Here is a 15026-nt window from a genome sequence, read left to right on the forward strand (position 1 = left end):
ACCCGACATCCCCGGCGGCCTTCCTGGCTGGGCACGACGACGGCGAGGCGCCCACCCGCAGGTGGACGCCTCGCCGTCGTCGTCAGGGTGCCCGGCGGACGGGCATCCGGTCAGGCCTCGTTCTGGCCGTGGCAGACCTTGTACTTCTTGCCGGAGCCGCACGGGCACTGCGCGTTGCGGGGCGTGCCCGGGAAGGTCCGGCCGTCGCTCTCGACCGCCGTCGCCTCGCCGTGCAGCGCGCGGCGCGAGCGTCGGCCCGCGTCGCCCGACACCACGGCCTGGCCCGTGCCGTCCTCGCTCGGGGCGGTGTACGACAGCGGGACCTGGCGGTCGGGGCCGTCGAGGCCCTTCGCGATGAGCGTGCCGGGGCGGTCGCCGCCCGGGCCCTCGGCCGCGGCACGTGCCGCCACCGGCTCCGGCGCGACCGGCGCGTCCTCGACGGGCGCGTCCTCCACGGAGGCGTCCTCGACCGGCTCGTCCGCGACGGGCGCGCCGTCGACGGGCGAGTCCTGCGTCGGCGCCGCGTCGCGCTGCGCCGCCGCCGCGAGACCCGCCGCCGCACCCGCCGACGCGGCACCCGCCGCGCCGCCGAGCGCCTGGCCCGCAGCCGACTGCGCGGCCTGCGCCGCACCCGCGACGGAGATCGCCGGCGCCTGGCCCGTGGCCGCACCCGGCTCGGCGACCTTGACCTCGAGGTTGAAGAGGTACCCGACCGTCTCCTCCTTGATGGCCTCGGTCATCGCCTGGAAGAGCTGGAAACCCTCGCGCTGGTACTCGACCAGCGGGTCGCGCTGCGCCATCGCGCGCAGCCCGATGCCCTCCTTGAGGTAGTCCATCTCGTAGAGGTGCTCGCGCCACTTGCGGTCGAGCACCGAGAGCGTCACGCGGCGCTCGAGCTGGCGCATGTTCGCCGCGCCGAGCTGCTCCTCGCGGTTCTGGTAGGCGATGCGGGCGTCCGAGAGGATCTCCTCGAGCAGCATCTCGCTCGTGAGGCGCGTCTCGCCGCCGGCCTGCTCCACGACCTCGTCCACCGTGATGGAGATGGGGAACACCGCCTTGAGCGCGGTCCACAGCCCCTCGAGGTCCCAGCTCTCCGGGTTCCCCTCGGCCGTTGCGCCCTCGACGTACGCGGTGACCACGTCGGTGAGGAAGTGCTGCACCTGCTCCTGCAGGTCCTCGCCCTCGAGCACGCGGCGGCGCTCGTCGTAGATGACGGTGCGCTGGCGCGACAGGACGTCGTCGTACTTGAGGACGTTCTTGCGGATCTCGAAGTTGCGCGACTCGACCTGGCCCTGCGCGCTCGCGATGCCGCGCGTCACCATCTTCGACTCGAGCGGCACGTCGTCGGGGAACCCGGCGCGGTTCATCATCGACTCGGCGAGGGTCGAGTTGAACAGGCGCATGAGGTCGTCCTGCATGGACAGGTAGAACCGGGACTCGCCCGGGTCGCCCTGACGGCCGGAACGACCACGGAGCTGGTTGTCGATGCGGCGCGACTCGTGCCGCTCCGTGCCGAGGACGTAGAGACCGCCGAGCTCGCGGACCTCGTCGTGCTCCGCGGCGACCGCGGCCTTCGCCTTCTCCAGGGCGTCGGGCCAGGCGGCCTCGTACTCCTCCGGGTTCTCCGCCGCGTCCAGGCCGCGCGCCGCGAGGTCCGCGACCGCCATGAACTCGGCGTTGCCGCCGAGCATGATGTCCGTACCGCGGCCGGCCATGTTCGTCGCGACCGTCACGGCGCCCTTGCGGCCCGCGAGCGCGACGATCGCCGCCTCACGCTCGTGCTGCTTCGCGTTGAGGACCTCGTGCGGCACGCCCTGCTTCTTCAGCTTGGACGACAGGAGCTCCGACTTCTCGACGCTCGTCGTGCCGACGAGCACCGGCTGGCCCTGGGCGTGGCGCTCGACGATGTCCGCGACGACGGCGTCGAACTTGCCCTCCTCGTTCTTGTAGACGAGGTCGGGCTGGTCGACGCGCTGCATCGGGCGGTTCGTCGGGATCGGCACGACGCCGAGCTTGTAGGTGCCCTGGAACTCGGCCGCCTCGGTGTCGGCGGTACCGGTCATGCCCGCGAGCTTGGAGTACAGGCGGAAGTAGTTCTGGAGCGTGATCGTGGCGAGCGTCTGGTTCTCCGCCTTGATCTGCACGCCCTCCTTGGCCTCGATGGCCTGGTGCATGCCCTCGTTGTACCGGCGGCCGGGCAGGATGCGGCCCGTGTGCTCGTCGACGATCATGACCTCGCCGTTGAGCACGACGTAGTCCTTGTCGCGCTTGAAGAGCTCCTTCGCCTTGATGGCGTTGTTGAGGAACCCGATGAGCGGCGTGTTGAGCGACTCGTACAGGTTGTCGATGCCGAGGTAGTCCTCGACCTTCTCGATGCCGGGCTCGAGCACGCCGACCGTGCGCTTCTTCTCGTCGACCTCGTAGTCCGTCCCGGGGTTCAGACGGCGCACGACCTTGGCGAACTCGCCGAACCAGCGGTTCGTGTCGCCCGAGGCCGGGCCCGAGATGATGAGCGGCGTGCGCGCCTCGTCGATGAGGATCGAGTCGACCTCGTCGACGATCGCGAAGTTGTGGCCGCGCTGCACGAGGTCGTCCGTGGACCACGCCATGTTGTCGCGCAGGTAGTCGAAGCCGAACTCGTTGTTCGTCCCGTACGTGATGTCGGCGGCGTACTGCTCGCGCCGCTGCGCCGGCGTCTGGCCGGACAGGATGACGCCGGTCGACAGGCCCAGGAAGCGGTACACGCGGCCCATGAGCTCGGACTGGTACTTCGCCAGGTAGTCGTTCACCGTGACGACGTGGACGCCCTTGCCCTCGAGCGCGTTGAGGTACGCGGCCGTCGTCGCGACGAGGGTCTTGCCCTCACCGGTCTTCATCTCGGCGATGTTGCCGAGGTGCAGCGCCGCGCCGCCCATGAGCTGGACGTCGAAGTGCCGCTGGCCGAGCGTGCGCCGCGACGCCTCGCGCACCGCGGCGAACGCCTCGGGGAGCAGGTCGTCGAGGGTCTCGCCCGCCTCGAGGCGCGCCTTGAAGCGGTCGGTCTCCTCCCGCAGCTCCTCGTCGGTGAGATCCTCGAAGCCGGGCTCGAGCTTGTTCACCTGGTCGGCGATGCCGGACAGCTTCTTGAGGATCCGGCCCTCGCCGATGCGAAGGACCTTGTCGAGGATCGAAGGCACGCAGGACTCCCGTATCGATCGGTGCCCGGGCCGGGTGGTCCGGGAGCAGAGCCGACGCTCTGCCGCGCGGGCGCGCACGGCAGCGGACGTCGGCAACGTCACACAACATCGTAGGGGAGTCGGGGCCGCGCCGGTCCCGTCCGGGTTTCGCCGACGACGAACCTCTCCCCCGCGACGTCGTCCGCCAGCCTACGGCGAGGGCCACCCGGGCCGGGCGCCTCGTCCACCGCCGACGCGAGGGTCGGGACGACCGCGACGGCGACGGCAGCGACGGGAACGGCCGCGACGACGTCAGTGCGCCGCGACCTCGGCGGCGAGCGCGGGCGCCAGGTCCCCCACCGGGGCGACGTCGACCTCCGGCACCCCCAGCCATCGGCCCAGCACGTGCAGCTCGGCGGCGAGGCGCGCCGCCGTCTGCGGCCCGGCCGCCTGCTCGCGGTGCGCCGACTGCACGCGCAGCACCCCGGCCCGACGGTCGGCCTTGAGGTCGACGCGCGCGGTGAGCGCCTCTCCCTCGAGGAAGGGCAGGACGTAGTAGCCGTGGACCCGCTTCGCCGCGGGCACGTAGATCTCGATCCGGTAGTGGACGTCGAACAGCCGCTCGAGGCGGGTCCGCTCGAACACGAGCGGGTCGAACGGGTTGAGCAGCGTCGTCCCCGTCGCGCGCCGCGGGAGCGCCGCGTCCGCGTGCAGGTAGGTCGGCTCGTCCCACCCCCGCACGGTCACCGGGCGGAGGGTGCCCGCCTCGACGAGCTCGTCGAGCGCCGTCTGCACCGCGGGCCCCTTGAGCCGGAAGTAGTCGCGGAAGCAGCGCAGCGTCCCGACGCCGTGCGCGCGGGCGCCGATCTCGAGCAGCGCCCGGACGGCGTCGGCGTCCGCGACCGGCGGCGCCGCGACGACCTCCGGCGGGAGCACGCGCTCCGTGAGGTCGTAGCAGCGCTCGAACGCGCCGTTGCGCCGCGCGGACGTGATCTCCCCCGTGAAGAAGAGGAACTCGAGCGCGCGCTTCGCGACCGTCCAGTTCCACCCCCACTGCGAGCGGTCGCGCGGGTGCGCCCGCCCCTCGGCCTCGAGGATCTCGTGCACCTCGCTCGCGGTGATCGGGCCGCGCTCCGTGACGAGCCGCCGCACGTCCTGGACCGCCTCGGAGTGGCTCATCTCGACCGCGCTGATCGTGCCCCACGCCTCCGTGCGGTACCGCCGTCGGCGCCACTCGAGCAGCGGCCACGTGCTGGGCGGCACGTAGGACGCGACGTGCGCCCACGTCTCCACGAGCCGACGCGGCGCACGGCCCGCCGCGCGGTCGAGCAGCGCCGTGTCGTACGGGCCGAGCCGCGCGTACAGCGGCATGAGGTGCGCCCGCGCGAGCACGTTGACCGAGTCGATCTGGAGGAGCCCCAGGCGGTCGATGACCCCCTGGACCTGCCGCATCGTCGGGGCGCGGCCGCCGGACCCGGCACGCGCGGCGACGTCCGGGCGCTCCCGGTGCAGCCCTTGCGCGGCGAGCGCGACACGGCGCGCCTGGGACAGGGACATCGACTCGGACCTCGACGGCGTGGCGACCACCCTCCGATCCTGCCCGCCCCCACCCACACGCCCACCCGCCGCCCACCCGGCGCCCCCCGCCCCCGCCGAGCAGGCGGTCCTGGCGCGTCCCGGCGGCCGGACCCGCCACGACCACCTGCTCGGCCGACCGGGATCGCCTGGTCGGCGGCGGTCGGCGGGCGGCGGTCGGCGGTCGGCGGGCGGCGGACGGTGGGCAGCGGGCAGCGGGCAGCGGGGGCGGGTCAGCGGGCGACGGGTCCGGACAGCACGACGCGCCCGGACCCTCGAGGGTCCGGGCGCGTCGGGTGCGGTCAGGCGCTCTTCTCGACCGTGGAGTCGGCGCAGTCGCAGGACGTGTCGAGCGCGACGACGCCGTACGTCCAGCCGCGGCGGCGGTAGGCGACGGACGGGCGCGACGTCTCGATGTCGACGAAGAGGAAGAAGTCGTGGCCGACCATCTCCATCTCGTACAGCGCGTCGTCCACCGTCATGGGCTCCGCGGTGTGCAGCTTCTGCCGGATGACGACGGGCGAGTCGCCGAGCGTCGTCTCGACGGCCTCCCCGGGCGCGGTCGGCGCGGTCGGCGCCGGCGGCGGGGGTGCCTCGTGCGTGGCCGGGTCGTAGGGACGCACGTCGACGGGCGGCACGACGGTGTGGTTGCGGTGGTCCTTGCGACGGTCGCGGGCGCGGCGCAGCCGTTCCGCGAGCTTGTCCATCGCGAGGTCGAGGGCGCCGAACCGGTCGTCGGCCGCGGCCTCGGCGCGGACGACGGGTCCCTTGGCCCGCACGGTGAGCTCGACGCGTTCGCGGACCCCCGAGAGCCTCGGGTTGTTCTCGTGGGTGACCTCGACGTCCACGCGCTGCGCCGTGGGCGCGAGCTGCTGGACCTTGGCGAGCTTGTCCTCCACGTGCCGGCGGAAGCGGTCTGCCACTTCCGTGTGCCTGCCGACGACGACGATCTCCATGTGAGCCTCCGCGAGGATCTAGTGCGACGCCCGGCCCGGTGCGTCCGGGCGCCTCGTTCGGATTCGGTAGGAGCACCCGCTGCCGGGTGCGGTGGGCTACCACCTCCTTGCGGCGCAGGGCCGCGCGCTCGGTACGCTCGCGCGGCGGCGCACGTGTCCTGCACGTCCGTCGTCCGCGGCGACTGGCCCTCAGCCTAACCCCGGGTCCGGGGTGTCGGCAGCACCAACGGGAGGTGAACGAGGGGACCTTCGACCCCCGCCGCGCGGACCTCACGGAGGCTGCCCGGCGGACCGCCGTCGTTCGCCCGGCGACGGGGTCGCGGCGAGCGCGACGGCGCCCAGCACGAGAGCGCCCGCGCTGGTCAGAGCCCTCTCGCACGCGGCGAGGGTCGCTCCCGTGGTGACGACGTCGTCGACGAGGAGGCACGCCACGACCGGTGCCGGTGCACCGGTCGACGGGCGCCGCCCGGGCCGTCCTCGACGCGCTGCGACGGACGGTCCGACGAGCGGTCGGACGAGCCCTCCGGCACCGGCCCCGAGGAGCTTCCCGGGGGCGACGGCGACCGTGCCGAGCCGGGCCCCGCGCGCCCGCGAGCCGAGCCCGACCTGGTCTCGGGCGCGCCCGCGGTGCACGAGGAGCGCGGCGCTCCGGGCGGGGGTTCCCGAGGTGTCCAGGCCGGCGGCGACCGCACGCGCGAGCAGAGCGACGGGGTCGCGCCCGCGGGCGCGACGCGCGGCCCGCGTCGTCGGTGCCGGGACGACGAGCACCGGGCACCCCCGGGACCCCTCCCCCAGGACCGCCCCGACCCCAGACCCGAGCGCGGGACCGTGCGCGGGACCGCGCCCCGGCCCGAGCACGGCTCCGAGCACCGGCCCCAGCGCGGTGCCCGCGCGCCACGCGGCGTCCGCGAGCGGCCGGTCGAGGTCCGCCCTACCGCGGTCCTTCCAGGCGACGACGACGCCGCGCACGGGCCCCGTGTACGCCGCCGGCGCCCACACCGGCAGGGGCGCGACGCCGTCGAGCCGGTCGAGGCGGGGCGCGCCACGTTCGCGCCGCCGGAGCGGGGCGCGCAGCGGCGCGAGGCAGGGCTCGCACCACCGGACGTCGGACGCGTTGCAGCCGGGGCACGCGACGGGTAGGACGAGGCGGGCGACGTCGACGAGGGCGGCGAGGAGCACCGGGCCAGCGTGCCCGGTGGCGCGAGCGTCCGGCACCGGCGGACCGGCCACCTGTGGACGACGCGCGCACCGCGGGCTCCCGACCCGCGCCGTCCGGGAGCCTGTGGTCGCCCGGCGCGCCGCGCGCCGCCGGGCGCGCGGCGTCTCAGCCGGGGTATGTGGGCAGCCGGACCTCGGTGGCGATCTTGGTCCAGAGGCTCGACGTGCCCGCGGCGTACAGGCTGCTGTCGCTCGTCCCGACGAGCGTCGTCCCGACGCCCGTGGCCGACGCGAGCGAGACGGCGCCCTCGACGGGCGAGGCGGCGACCGTCGGCCCCCCGACGGGCACCCGCTGGACGACGACCTCGGACTCGCCGGACGCCCGGCCGAGCACCCCGAGGAGCGCGCGGTCGACCCACGTCACCTGTGTCGCGGCGGCGATCGGCTGCCCGACCCGGACCGGTGCGGAGAGCTGGGTCGGCCGGCCGGTCTCGTCGCGGACGATGCCCGCGACGTGGACCTGCGCCCCGGACCCCGAGTCGCTGACGACGGCCACCCGGGCGCCGTCGGGCGCGACCCGCAGCGACATCACGGTGCGCCCGTCGAGCCACGGCGCGGCCACCTCGGAGACCGCCGCGTCGCTGCCGGCCTCCCGCAGGTCCACGACCTGCAGCGACCCTGCCTGCACCTGCGGGCCGCTCCAGACGTACTGGAACCGGTCGATCGACGGCGCGACGAGGCTCGTCCCGGTGAGGAGCGTGACGGGCCCGGCCTCCGCCGTCGGCGCCGTGACGAGCCGCGCGGCGCCGTCCCGCACGACGTACGTGGCGTCGTCGGCCCGGCCGCGGAAGGCGAGCGCGGTGGGCTGGAGCCCGGCGAGCGGGGCGGCCGACGTCACCGCGCGCGTCGTGCGCCCCTCCAGGCTCATGACCTGGTCGCCCGAGAGCACGACCGGCTCGTCGGGCGTGGTGGCGACGCCGATGGTCGGGACGTCGTCGGCCGAGAGCTCCGAGCCGCCGACGCCCACCGTGATGTCGACGGGCACGCCGAGCGAGGCCTGGAGCTGCGCGATGAGCATCGCGCGGTCGGCCGGCGACGCCGCGGTCACCGGGTCGGTGAGGGGCACCGCGACCCTGCCCTCCCCCGGGGGCACGGAGTCGATGCTCAGCGAGGTGCCCTCGGGCGCGACCGTCGCGACGGACCCTGCGAGCCAGTCCGCCGGTCCGCGCAGCGTCTCGCGGACCGCGAGCGCCTGCCAGTTCCGGCTCGGGAACCAGCGGGCGTCGGGCACGAGGTAGGCCCGGTCGAGGGTCGGGAAGTAGAGGTTGGCCTGCTTGAAGGTGCGGGCGAAGTTCGTGGCCGTGATCGTCAGCCCGTCGTCGACCACGTCGATGCGCCACTGGTCGTCGGCGTCGCGGACGAGGCCGTAGGAGACCTCGGTGGTCCGGCCGGGCGCCTGCTCCGTGTAGACGCCGCGCTCGTCCACGGTGCCCACGACGTCGGCGGTGGCGCGGACCGTCGTCGTGCCGCCCTCGATCGCGGCCTCGTCGACGTCGAGCTGCGGCACGTCCTCGAGGATCGCGACCTGCGAGACGGGCGACCAGTCGTCCTGCGCGTCGCGCGTGAGGAACTCGGACGCGACGTCGAACGAGCCGCGCGCGCCCTGGGCCTGGGCGGCCAGGAAGCCGCGGACGATCTGGTCCGGCGAGGCGTCGCGGCGGGGCGAGGCGGCGCTGACGAACGGCTGGCCCGGGTCCTCCGGCGTCGCCTCGCCCTCGACCACGGGCCCGGACGTGGGGATCGAGGCGCACGCTGCGAGCGCGGCGACCCCCACGGCCGCGAGCCCGGCCGCGAGCGCGCGCCCGACCCGGTGCCGCAGGTCCGCCTGCCCGGCGGTCGGACGCCGCACGGTCCCCGTCGTGGTCATCGCCCCTCCTGGACGTCGTCGGGGCCGGCGGCCGGACCGCCGCCGGAGCCGGGCACTGTCGCCCGGCCGGGCTGGGGCGCGTGGTCGCGCGGGATGACGACGGGGATGCCGCCCGTGACCGACGGCAGGTCGGCGGGGCCCGCCGTGCCCTCGACGTCCTCGACGACCGGCGTCCGCACGCTCCACTCCGCGGGCAGCCCGCGGCCGGTGGCCGCCTCGGAGACGAGCGGCAGGGGGGACGACTGGAGCCGGATCCCGGCGCGCCGCGGGAGCGTGAGCCGGAAGCTCGCGCCCCGGCCCGGGCGGCCCCACGCCTCGAGCCACCCGCCGTGCAGGTGCGCGTCCTCCAGGGAGATCGCGAGCCCGAGGCCCGTGCCGCCGGTCGTGCGGGCGCGAGCGGGGTCCGCACGCCAGAAGCGGTCGAACACGTGCTGGACCTCGTCGGTCGTCATCCCGACCCCGTGGTCGCGGACCGTCACCGCGACGGCGTGCCCGTCGCCGTCGACCGTGATCTCGACCGGCCGCTCCTCGGCGTGCTCGATCGCGTTGACGACGAGGTTGCGCACGATGCGCTCGACGCGCCGCGGGTCGATGTCGGCCGTGACGGGCTCGTCGCCGAGGTGGACCGACAGCCACACGCCCTTGCGCTCGGCGAGCGGGGCGGCGTGGTCGACGGCGGCGTTCACCACGTCGCGCAGGTCGCGCCGCTCGGCGTCGAGGACCGCGGCGCCGGCGTCGAACCGGCTGATCTCGAGCAGGTCGGCGAGCAGGTCCTCGAACCGGTCGAGCTGGGCCTGCAGGAGCTCGGTCGAGCGTCGCGAGACCGGGTCGAAGTCCTCGCGCGACGCGTGCAGCACCTCGGAGGCCATGCGGATCGTGGTGAGCGGCGTGCGCAGCTCGTGGGACACGTCCGAGACGAACCGGCGCTGGAGCATCGACAGCTCCTCCATGCGCCCGATCTGCTCCTGGAGGCTCTGCGCCATCTCGTTGAACGAGTGCGCGAGGGACGCCATCTCGTCGTGGCCCTTGACCGGGAGCCGCTCGTCGAGGCGGCCGTCCGCGAGCCGTTCCGCGACGCTCGCGGCCTGGCGCACCGGGAGCACCGCCTGGCGCGTGACGAGCGCCGTGATCCCGACGAGCAGGGCGAGCAGCACGAGCGCCCCGACGAGCAGGACCGACTGGAGGAAGCGCAGCGTCTCCTGGTCGGCCTCGAGGTCGTAGAGGTAGTAGAGCTCGTACGTGCCCGCGACCGGCACCTCGACGGTCGAGCCCACGACGATGCCGGGCACCACCCCCGACGACTCCGGGTGGGCCGGGTCGACCGGGATCGCCACGGACTGGAGGTACTGCTCGCCGTCCGCCGCGACGGTCGCCGCGCGCATCTCGGGCGACACGAGGCCGTCGAGCTGCTGGTCGGTCGACTGGTCGAGGAAGCCGACCGTGCCCGACCCGCCGGACTGCCAGAGGAAGACGTCGCGCGACGACCCGGTGGTCTGGAGCATGGAGAAGAGGTCGAAGAGGAGCGACTGGGCCTCGGTCGGCGTCGACGCGGGCGACGCGTCGAGCGTGCGGCGCGCCTGCTGCGTGGACTGGGCGCTCTCCTGGTCGAGCTCGGCGGCACGCCGCTCGTAGAGGCCGTCGCGCATGGCGTCGGTGAGGTAGGCGCCGAGCGCCCCGACGGTCAGCACGCCGACGACGAGCGCCGACGTGACGACACGGAGCTGCATCGACGAGCGCCAGCGCCACACCACGCGGCGGACGGTCGCGCGCGCCCGGCGCCGGACGCGGCGCCAGAGCCCTCGCCCGCGCCCGTCGGCGGAGCCGGCCGTCGTGCTCACGTGCGGGTCGCGCCCGCCTTGTAGCCGACGCCGCGCACCGTGAGGACGATCTCCGGGTTCTCCGGGTCGTGCTCGATCTTCGAGCGCAGGCGCTGCACGTGGACGTTGACGAGCCGCGTGTCCGCCGCGTGCCGGTAGCCCCAGACCTTCTCGAGGAGCACCTCGCGCGTGAAGACCTGCCACGGCTTGCGCGCGAGCGCGACGAGGAGGTCGAACTCGAGCGGGGTCAGGGACACCTGCTCGCCGCCGCGCGACACGCGGTGCCCCGTGACGTCGATCTCGACGTCGCCGATGGACAGGTGCTCGGGGGCGGGCTCCTCCGTGCGGCGCAGGCGCGCCCGGATGCGGGCGACGAGCTCCTTGGGCTTGAACGGCTTGGAGATGTAGTCGTCGGCACCCGACTCCAGGCCGAGCACGACGTCGACCGTGTCGCTCTTCGCGGTGAGCATGATGATCGGGACGCCCGACTCCGCCCGGATGAGGCGGCACACCTCCGTGCCGTCCTTGCCCGGGAGCATGAGGTCGAGCAGGACCAGGTCCGGCTGCGTGGTGCGGAACGTCTCGAGCGCGAGGTCGCCGTCCGCGCAGAACACCGGTTCGAAGCCCTCGGAGCGCAGGACGATGCCGATCATCTCGGCCAGGGCGGTGTCGTCGTCCACCACGAGCACACGAACCTTCATGCGGACATCTTGCCATCGACGGGCCCGACGTCGGGGCGGCCGGGCCCCGCGGCGAGGGTGAACCCGCGGGCGGGGCGCACCCGGCGGCGCGAGCCGGTCGGCCGCCGCGCAGGGCCGCGTACTAGGGTGGCCTCGCCGCCGTTGCCGATCCTCGCCCGGCGGCCTGGACCGACGCCCGAGCCGATCGCGGGGGACCACGAGCACATGAGCACACCCGACACCTCCGGCACGCCGGACGGTGCCACGCCCGACCCGACGGCGGCCCCCGGCCCCACGCCGCCCGCCGCGCCCGGTCCGGGCGGCGACGCGAGCGGCTGGGGCGCGCCCTCGTACGGCGCCCCCGGCTACGGTGCGCCCGGCTCGTCGGCGCCCCAGCCGCGGTACGGCCAGTACGCGCCCGGCCAGGAGCCCGGTCAGCACCCGCCGACGGACCAGCCGCCCGCACCCGGCGCGTGGGGTGCGCCCGGCGCCGCTCCGGGACAGCCGGGGTACGGCCAGCCGGGCTACGGCCAGCAGCCGGGGTACGGCCAGCAGCAGCCGGGGTACGGCCAGCCCGGCTACGGCCAGCAGCCGGGGTACGGCCAGCCCGGATACGGCCAGCAGCCCGGTTACGGCCAGCAGCAGTTCGGGCAGGGCCAGTACGGGCAGCAGCAGTACGGCGCGCCGGGCTACGGCCCGCCGCCCGGCCTCGCGGGCGCGCCCTACGCGCCGGCCGCGGCGAAGCCCGGCATCATCCCGCTGCGCCCGCTGTCGCTCGGCGAGATCTTCGACGGCGCGTTCGGCGCGATCCGCCACAACCCCCGGGTCGTGCTCGGCATGAGCGCGCTCGTCGTCGTGGTGGCGACGCTGCTCGGCACCTTCCTCGGCTGGGCGTTCTCCGGCTACGTCGCCCAGTACTTCGACGTCGTGCTGGACGAGGCCACCTTCCCCGGCTTCGACGAGAGCTTCGCCACGACGCTCGCGAGCTCCCTCGGCATCCAGGTGACCACGTTCTTCGCCGCGCCGATCATCGCGGGTCTCCTCACGGTCTCCGTCGGCCAGTCCGCGATCGGGCGCAAGGCCGGCGTCGGCGAGGTCTGGTCCCAGGTCGGACGGCGCACGTGGTTCCTCATCGCGTTCCCCCTGCTGACCGGCCTGGCCGCGTCCGTGGCGCTCGGCCTGGCCACGCTCCTCGTCGTCGCGGGCTTCGCGGTCTCCGAGGGGCTCGGCGCGTTCCTCATCGTCGTCGCCCTGCTCGCCTGGCCCGTGCTCCTCGTCTGGGTCGGGACGCGGACCGGCCTCGTGCCTCCCGCCCTGGCGCTGGAGGGGCAGCCGTTCTGGCAAACCGTCAAGCGGGCGTGGCTCCTCACCCGCGGCAGCTTCTGGCGGCTGTTCGGCATCTACCTGCTCGCCCTCGTGGCGATGAGCTTCGTCTCCGGCATCGTCGCGTACCCCGCGAGCCTCGCCGCGTCGTTCCTGCTCATGGCGGGCCAGACCTTCCTGTACCACCTCGTGCAGGCGATCGGCGTCGCGCTCTCGATGATCCTCACCTCGGTCTTCCTGGGCTGCATCGTCGCCCTGCTCTACATCGACGTGCGCATGCGCCGCGAGGGCCTGGACGTCGAGCTCGCCGCGGCGGCGAGCGAGCAGCCGCCCGCATGACCGTGCGGTCGCTCGCGGCCGACGTGCCCGTGCAGCCCGGCGCCGACGAGGCCCGGCGGTGGCTCGTCGGCGAGCTCGCCGGGCCGGAGTACCGCACGGACCCGTCGCTCCTGCAGCGGTTCCTCGAGTGGCTCCAGGGACTGTTCGACGGCGCGCCCACGCTCGACCTCGGCGGCCCGCTGACGGCGGTGGTCGTCGTCGTGGCGGTCGCCCTGGTCGCGGCGGTGGCCTACTGGGTCGCCGGTCCGGTGCGCCTGTCGCGCCGGGCGAAGGCCTCGGTGGTCGTGCTCGACGACGACGCGCGCACCGCGGCCGAGATGCGCGCCGCGGCCGACGCCGCCGCGGCGCGCGCCGACTGGGCGACCGCCGCGCTCGAACGCTTCCGCGGCGTCGTGCGCTCGCTGGAGGAGCGCGCGGTCCTCGACCCGCGTCCCGGACGGACCGCGTGGGAGGCCGCGCGGACGGCGGGCGAGCGCCTGCCCGACGTCGCCGACGGGCTCGAGCGCGGCGCGCACCTGTTCGACGACGTCGCGTACGGCGCCGTGACCGTCGGCCCGGAGGCGGACGCCTTCCTGCGCGCGCTCGACGAGCGGACGCTCGCGACGCGCCCCGCGCTCCGTGCGGAGCTCGCCGCGTCCGCGCCCGGTGACGGCGCATGAGCGCCCCGACGACGTCCTCCGTACCGCCCGGCGCGGCGCCCTCCGCGGGCGCGTCGGGCGACCCGCGGGCCGTGACGACCGCCTACGTGCCCGTCGTCGGCGACGGCACGACCGCCCGCTCGCGGGCCCGCAGCCGCTGGCGCCGGGCGCGCTGGCCCGTCGCCGTCGTCGGCGCGCTGCTGCTGCTCGCCGGGCTGACGGCGCTCGCGCGCCCCGCGACGTCGGCCACGCCGCTCGCACCCGACAACCCGGGCCCCGCCGGGGCGCGCGCGGTCGCGCAGGTGCTGGGCGACCAGGGCGTCGAGGTCACCTACGTGCGCACGGTCGCCGACGCGGTGCGCGCCGCCGAGGAGGGCGGCACGCTCCTCGTCGCGCAGGGCGACTACCTGCTCGACGAGCAGGTGGACGCGCTCGTCGGGACCCCCACGGACCTCGTGCTCGTCGCGCCGCCCGACCACCTGCTCGCCGCCGCGACCGACGGCGGCGCGGAGCTCGCGTACGACTGGGGCTCCGGCGGGTCGGCACGACCGGCGCGCTGCGCGGACCCGGCCGCGCAGGCCGCGGGCTCGATCCGCTCCGACGGCGTCGGCTTCGTCGCGCTCGACGACGCGACCGTCCTCTGCTTCCCCTCCCCCGACGACCCGTCCCTGGGCGCCTACCTCGTGCACGAGGCCGACGGGCGCACGGTGCGCGCGGTGGACACGCCCGCCGTCCTGCGCAACGACTCGGTCACCGAGGACGGCAACGCCGCGCTCGCGCTCTGGACGCTCGGCGCGCACGACCGTCTCGTGTGGCTCGTGCCCGACCCGTTCGACACGTCGCTCGCCGACGACGGGAGCACGACCCCCGGGCTGTCCCTGCCGCCGTGGTTCGGCGTCGTCGCCCTCCAGGCGCTCGTCGTGCTGCTCGTGGTCGTGCTGTGGCGCGGCCGCCGGCTGGGCCCCCTCGTCACGGAGGACCTGCCGGTGATCGTGCGCGCCGCCGAGACGACGCGCGGCCGCGGCCGCCTCTACCGACGCGCCGGGGCGCGCGGCCACGCCGCCGCAGGGCTGCGCGCGAGCGCCGCCGACCGTCTCGCGCACCGCCTCGGCCTGCCCCGCTCGGCCGACGCCCCCACCGTCGTCGACGCCGTCGCCCGCGCGACGGGTCGGCCGGGCGACCAGGTCGCCCAGCTCCTGTACGGACCACCACCCGCCGACGACGCGGCGCTGCTCGAGCTCGCGCGTCACCTTGACCGGATCGAGAGCGAGGTCTACCACTCGTGACGCACCACCCCGACGGCTCCGTGCCGCAGCCCGACCGCTACGCGCCGCCCGCCCAGGACCAGGGCGTCGCCGACCGCGTGAGCGCGGCCGCCGGCCAGCCCGCGCACCGGCCCGGACCGCAGGCACCCGCCCCGCAGTCGCCGTACGGCCAGAACCACGCGCCCGCCGCGCC

Annotated in this window: 10 protein-coding genes; 3 read left to right on the plus strand and 7 right to left on the minus strand. The window is 75.4% G+C overall.

The window, feature by feature from the left end; all coding sequences use genetic code 11:
* Positions 1-110: 110 nt before the first annotated feature.
* The 7 genes from secA to mtrA all read right to left on the minus strand — a co-directional run bounded on the left by secA (position 111) and on the right by mtrA (position 11289).
* A complete protein-coding gene (secA, locus tag HKK73_RS13710) occupies positions 111-3176 on the minus strand; it encodes a preprotein translocase subunit SecA (protein WP_061269158.1) in 3066 nt (1021 codons plus the stop codon).
* A 291-nt stretch (positions 3177-3467) separates the two neighbouring features.
* A complete protein-coding gene (locus HKK73_RS13715) occupies positions 3468-4712 on the minus strand; it encodes a winged helix-turn-helix domain-containing protein (RefSeq protein ID WP_171468207.1) in 1245 nt (414 codons plus the stop codon).
* 320 nt (positions 4713-5032) lie between these two features.
* Positions 5033-5686 carry a ribosome hibernation-promoting factor, HPF/YfiA family gene (gene hpf, locus HKK73_RS13720; RefSeq protein ID WP_043659309.1) on the minus strand — a complete coding sequence of 218 codons (654 nt, stop codon included), beginning with the start codon at positions 5684-5686 and terminating at the stop codon, positions 5033-5035.
* 270 nt (positions 5687-5956) lie between these two features.
* The gene (locus HKK73_RS13725; RefSeq protein WP_171468208.1) at positions 5957-6865 is read right to left on the minus strand and encodes a ComF family protein; all 909 of its coding nucleotides are present in this window, start codon (positions 6863-6865) and stop codon (positions 5957-5959) included.
* A gap of 145 nt (positions 6866-7010) precedes the next feature.
* Positions 7011-8771, minus strand: coding sequence for an LpqB family beta-propeller domain-containing protein (locus HKK73_RS13730; protein ID WP_171468209.1), 1761 nt, complete (start codon positions 8769-8771; stop codon positions 7011-7013).
* Entirely contained in the window at positions 8768-10609 is a 1842-nt protein-coding gene (gene mtrB / locus HKK73_RS13735; protein ID WP_319946716.1) for an MtrAB system histidine kinase MtrB, read from the minus strand. The genes HKK73_RS13730 and mtrB overlap by 4 nt, the downstream gene beginning before the upstream one ends.
* Positions 10606-11289, minus strand: coding sequence for an MtrAB system response regulator MtrA (gene mtrA, locus HKK73_RS13740; RefSeq protein WP_034655451.1), 684 nt, complete (start codon positions 11287-11289; stop codon positions 10606-10608). The genes mtrB and mtrA overlap by 4 nt, the downstream gene beginning before the upstream one ends.
* Positions 11290-11493: 204 nt before the next feature.
* Between mtrA and HKK73_RS19155 the strand changes: the two genes are divergently transcribed.
* From HKK73_RS19155 to HKK73_RS13755, 3 genes are read left to right on the plus strand one after another with little or no spacing between them, the layout of a single operon-like run.
* On the plus strand, positions 11494-12930 hold the full coding sequence (locus HKK73_RS19155; RefSeq protein ID WP_253705645.1) for a hypothetical protein: 1437 nt from the start codon (positions 11494-11496) through the stop codon (positions 12928-12930).
* Complete coding sequence (locus tag HKK73_RS13750) at positions 12927-13589, plus strand: DUF4129 domain-containing protein (RefSeq protein WP_085387532.1); 663 nt, start codon at positions 12927-12929, stop codon at positions 13587-13589. Before HKK73_RS19155 ends, HKK73_RS13750 begins: the two co-directional genes overlap by 4 nt.
* Positions 13586-14854 (plus strand): DUF4350 domain-containing protein, encoded by a 1269-nt coding sequence (locus HKK73_RS13755; protein WP_253705646.1) that lies wholly within the window; start codon positions 13586-13588, stop codon positions 14852-14854. Before HKK73_RS13750 ends, HKK73_RS13755 begins: the two co-directional genes overlap by 4 nt.
* Positions 14855-15026: the final 172 nt, after the last annotated feature.

The sequence above is a fragment of the Cellulosimicrobium sp. 72-3 genome (assembly GCF_013127315.1).
Taxonomy (GTDB): Bacteria; Actinomycetota; Actinomycetes; order Actinomycetales; family Cellulomonadaceae; genus Cellulosimicrobium; species Cellulosimicrobium funkei.

Excerpts from the sequence above, each read along its gene's own strand:
- HKK73_RS13715 (WP_171468207.1), bottom strand. The coding sequence starts at position 4,712 with ATGTCCCTGTCCCAGGCGCGCCGTGTCGCGCTCGCCGCGCAAGGGCTG.
- hpf (WP_043659309.1), bottom strand. The coding sequence starts at position 5,686 with ATGGAGATCGTCGTCGTCGGCAGGCACACGGAAGTGGCAGACCGCTTC.
- HKK73_RS13730 (WP_171468209.1), bottom strand. The coding sequence starts at position 8,771 with ATGACCACGACGGGGACCGTGCGGCGTCCGACCGCCGGGCAGGCGGAC.
- mtrA (WP_034655451.1), bottom strand. The coding sequence starts at position 11,289 with ATGAAGGTTCGTGTGCTCGTGGTGGACGACGACACCGCCCTGGCCGAG.
- HKK73_RS19155 (WP_253705645.1), top strand. The coding sequence starts at position 11,494 with ATGAGCACACCCGACACCTCCGGCACGCCGGACGGTGCCACGCCCGAC.
- HKK73_RS13750 (WP_085387532.1), top strand. The coding sequence starts at position 12,927 with ATGACCGTGCGGTCGCTCGCGGCCGACGTGCCCGTGCAGCCCGGCGCC.
- HKK73_RS13755 (WP_253705646.1), top strand. The coding sequence starts at position 13,586 with ATGAGCGCCCCGACGACGTCCTCCGTACCGCCCGGCGCGGCGCCCTCC.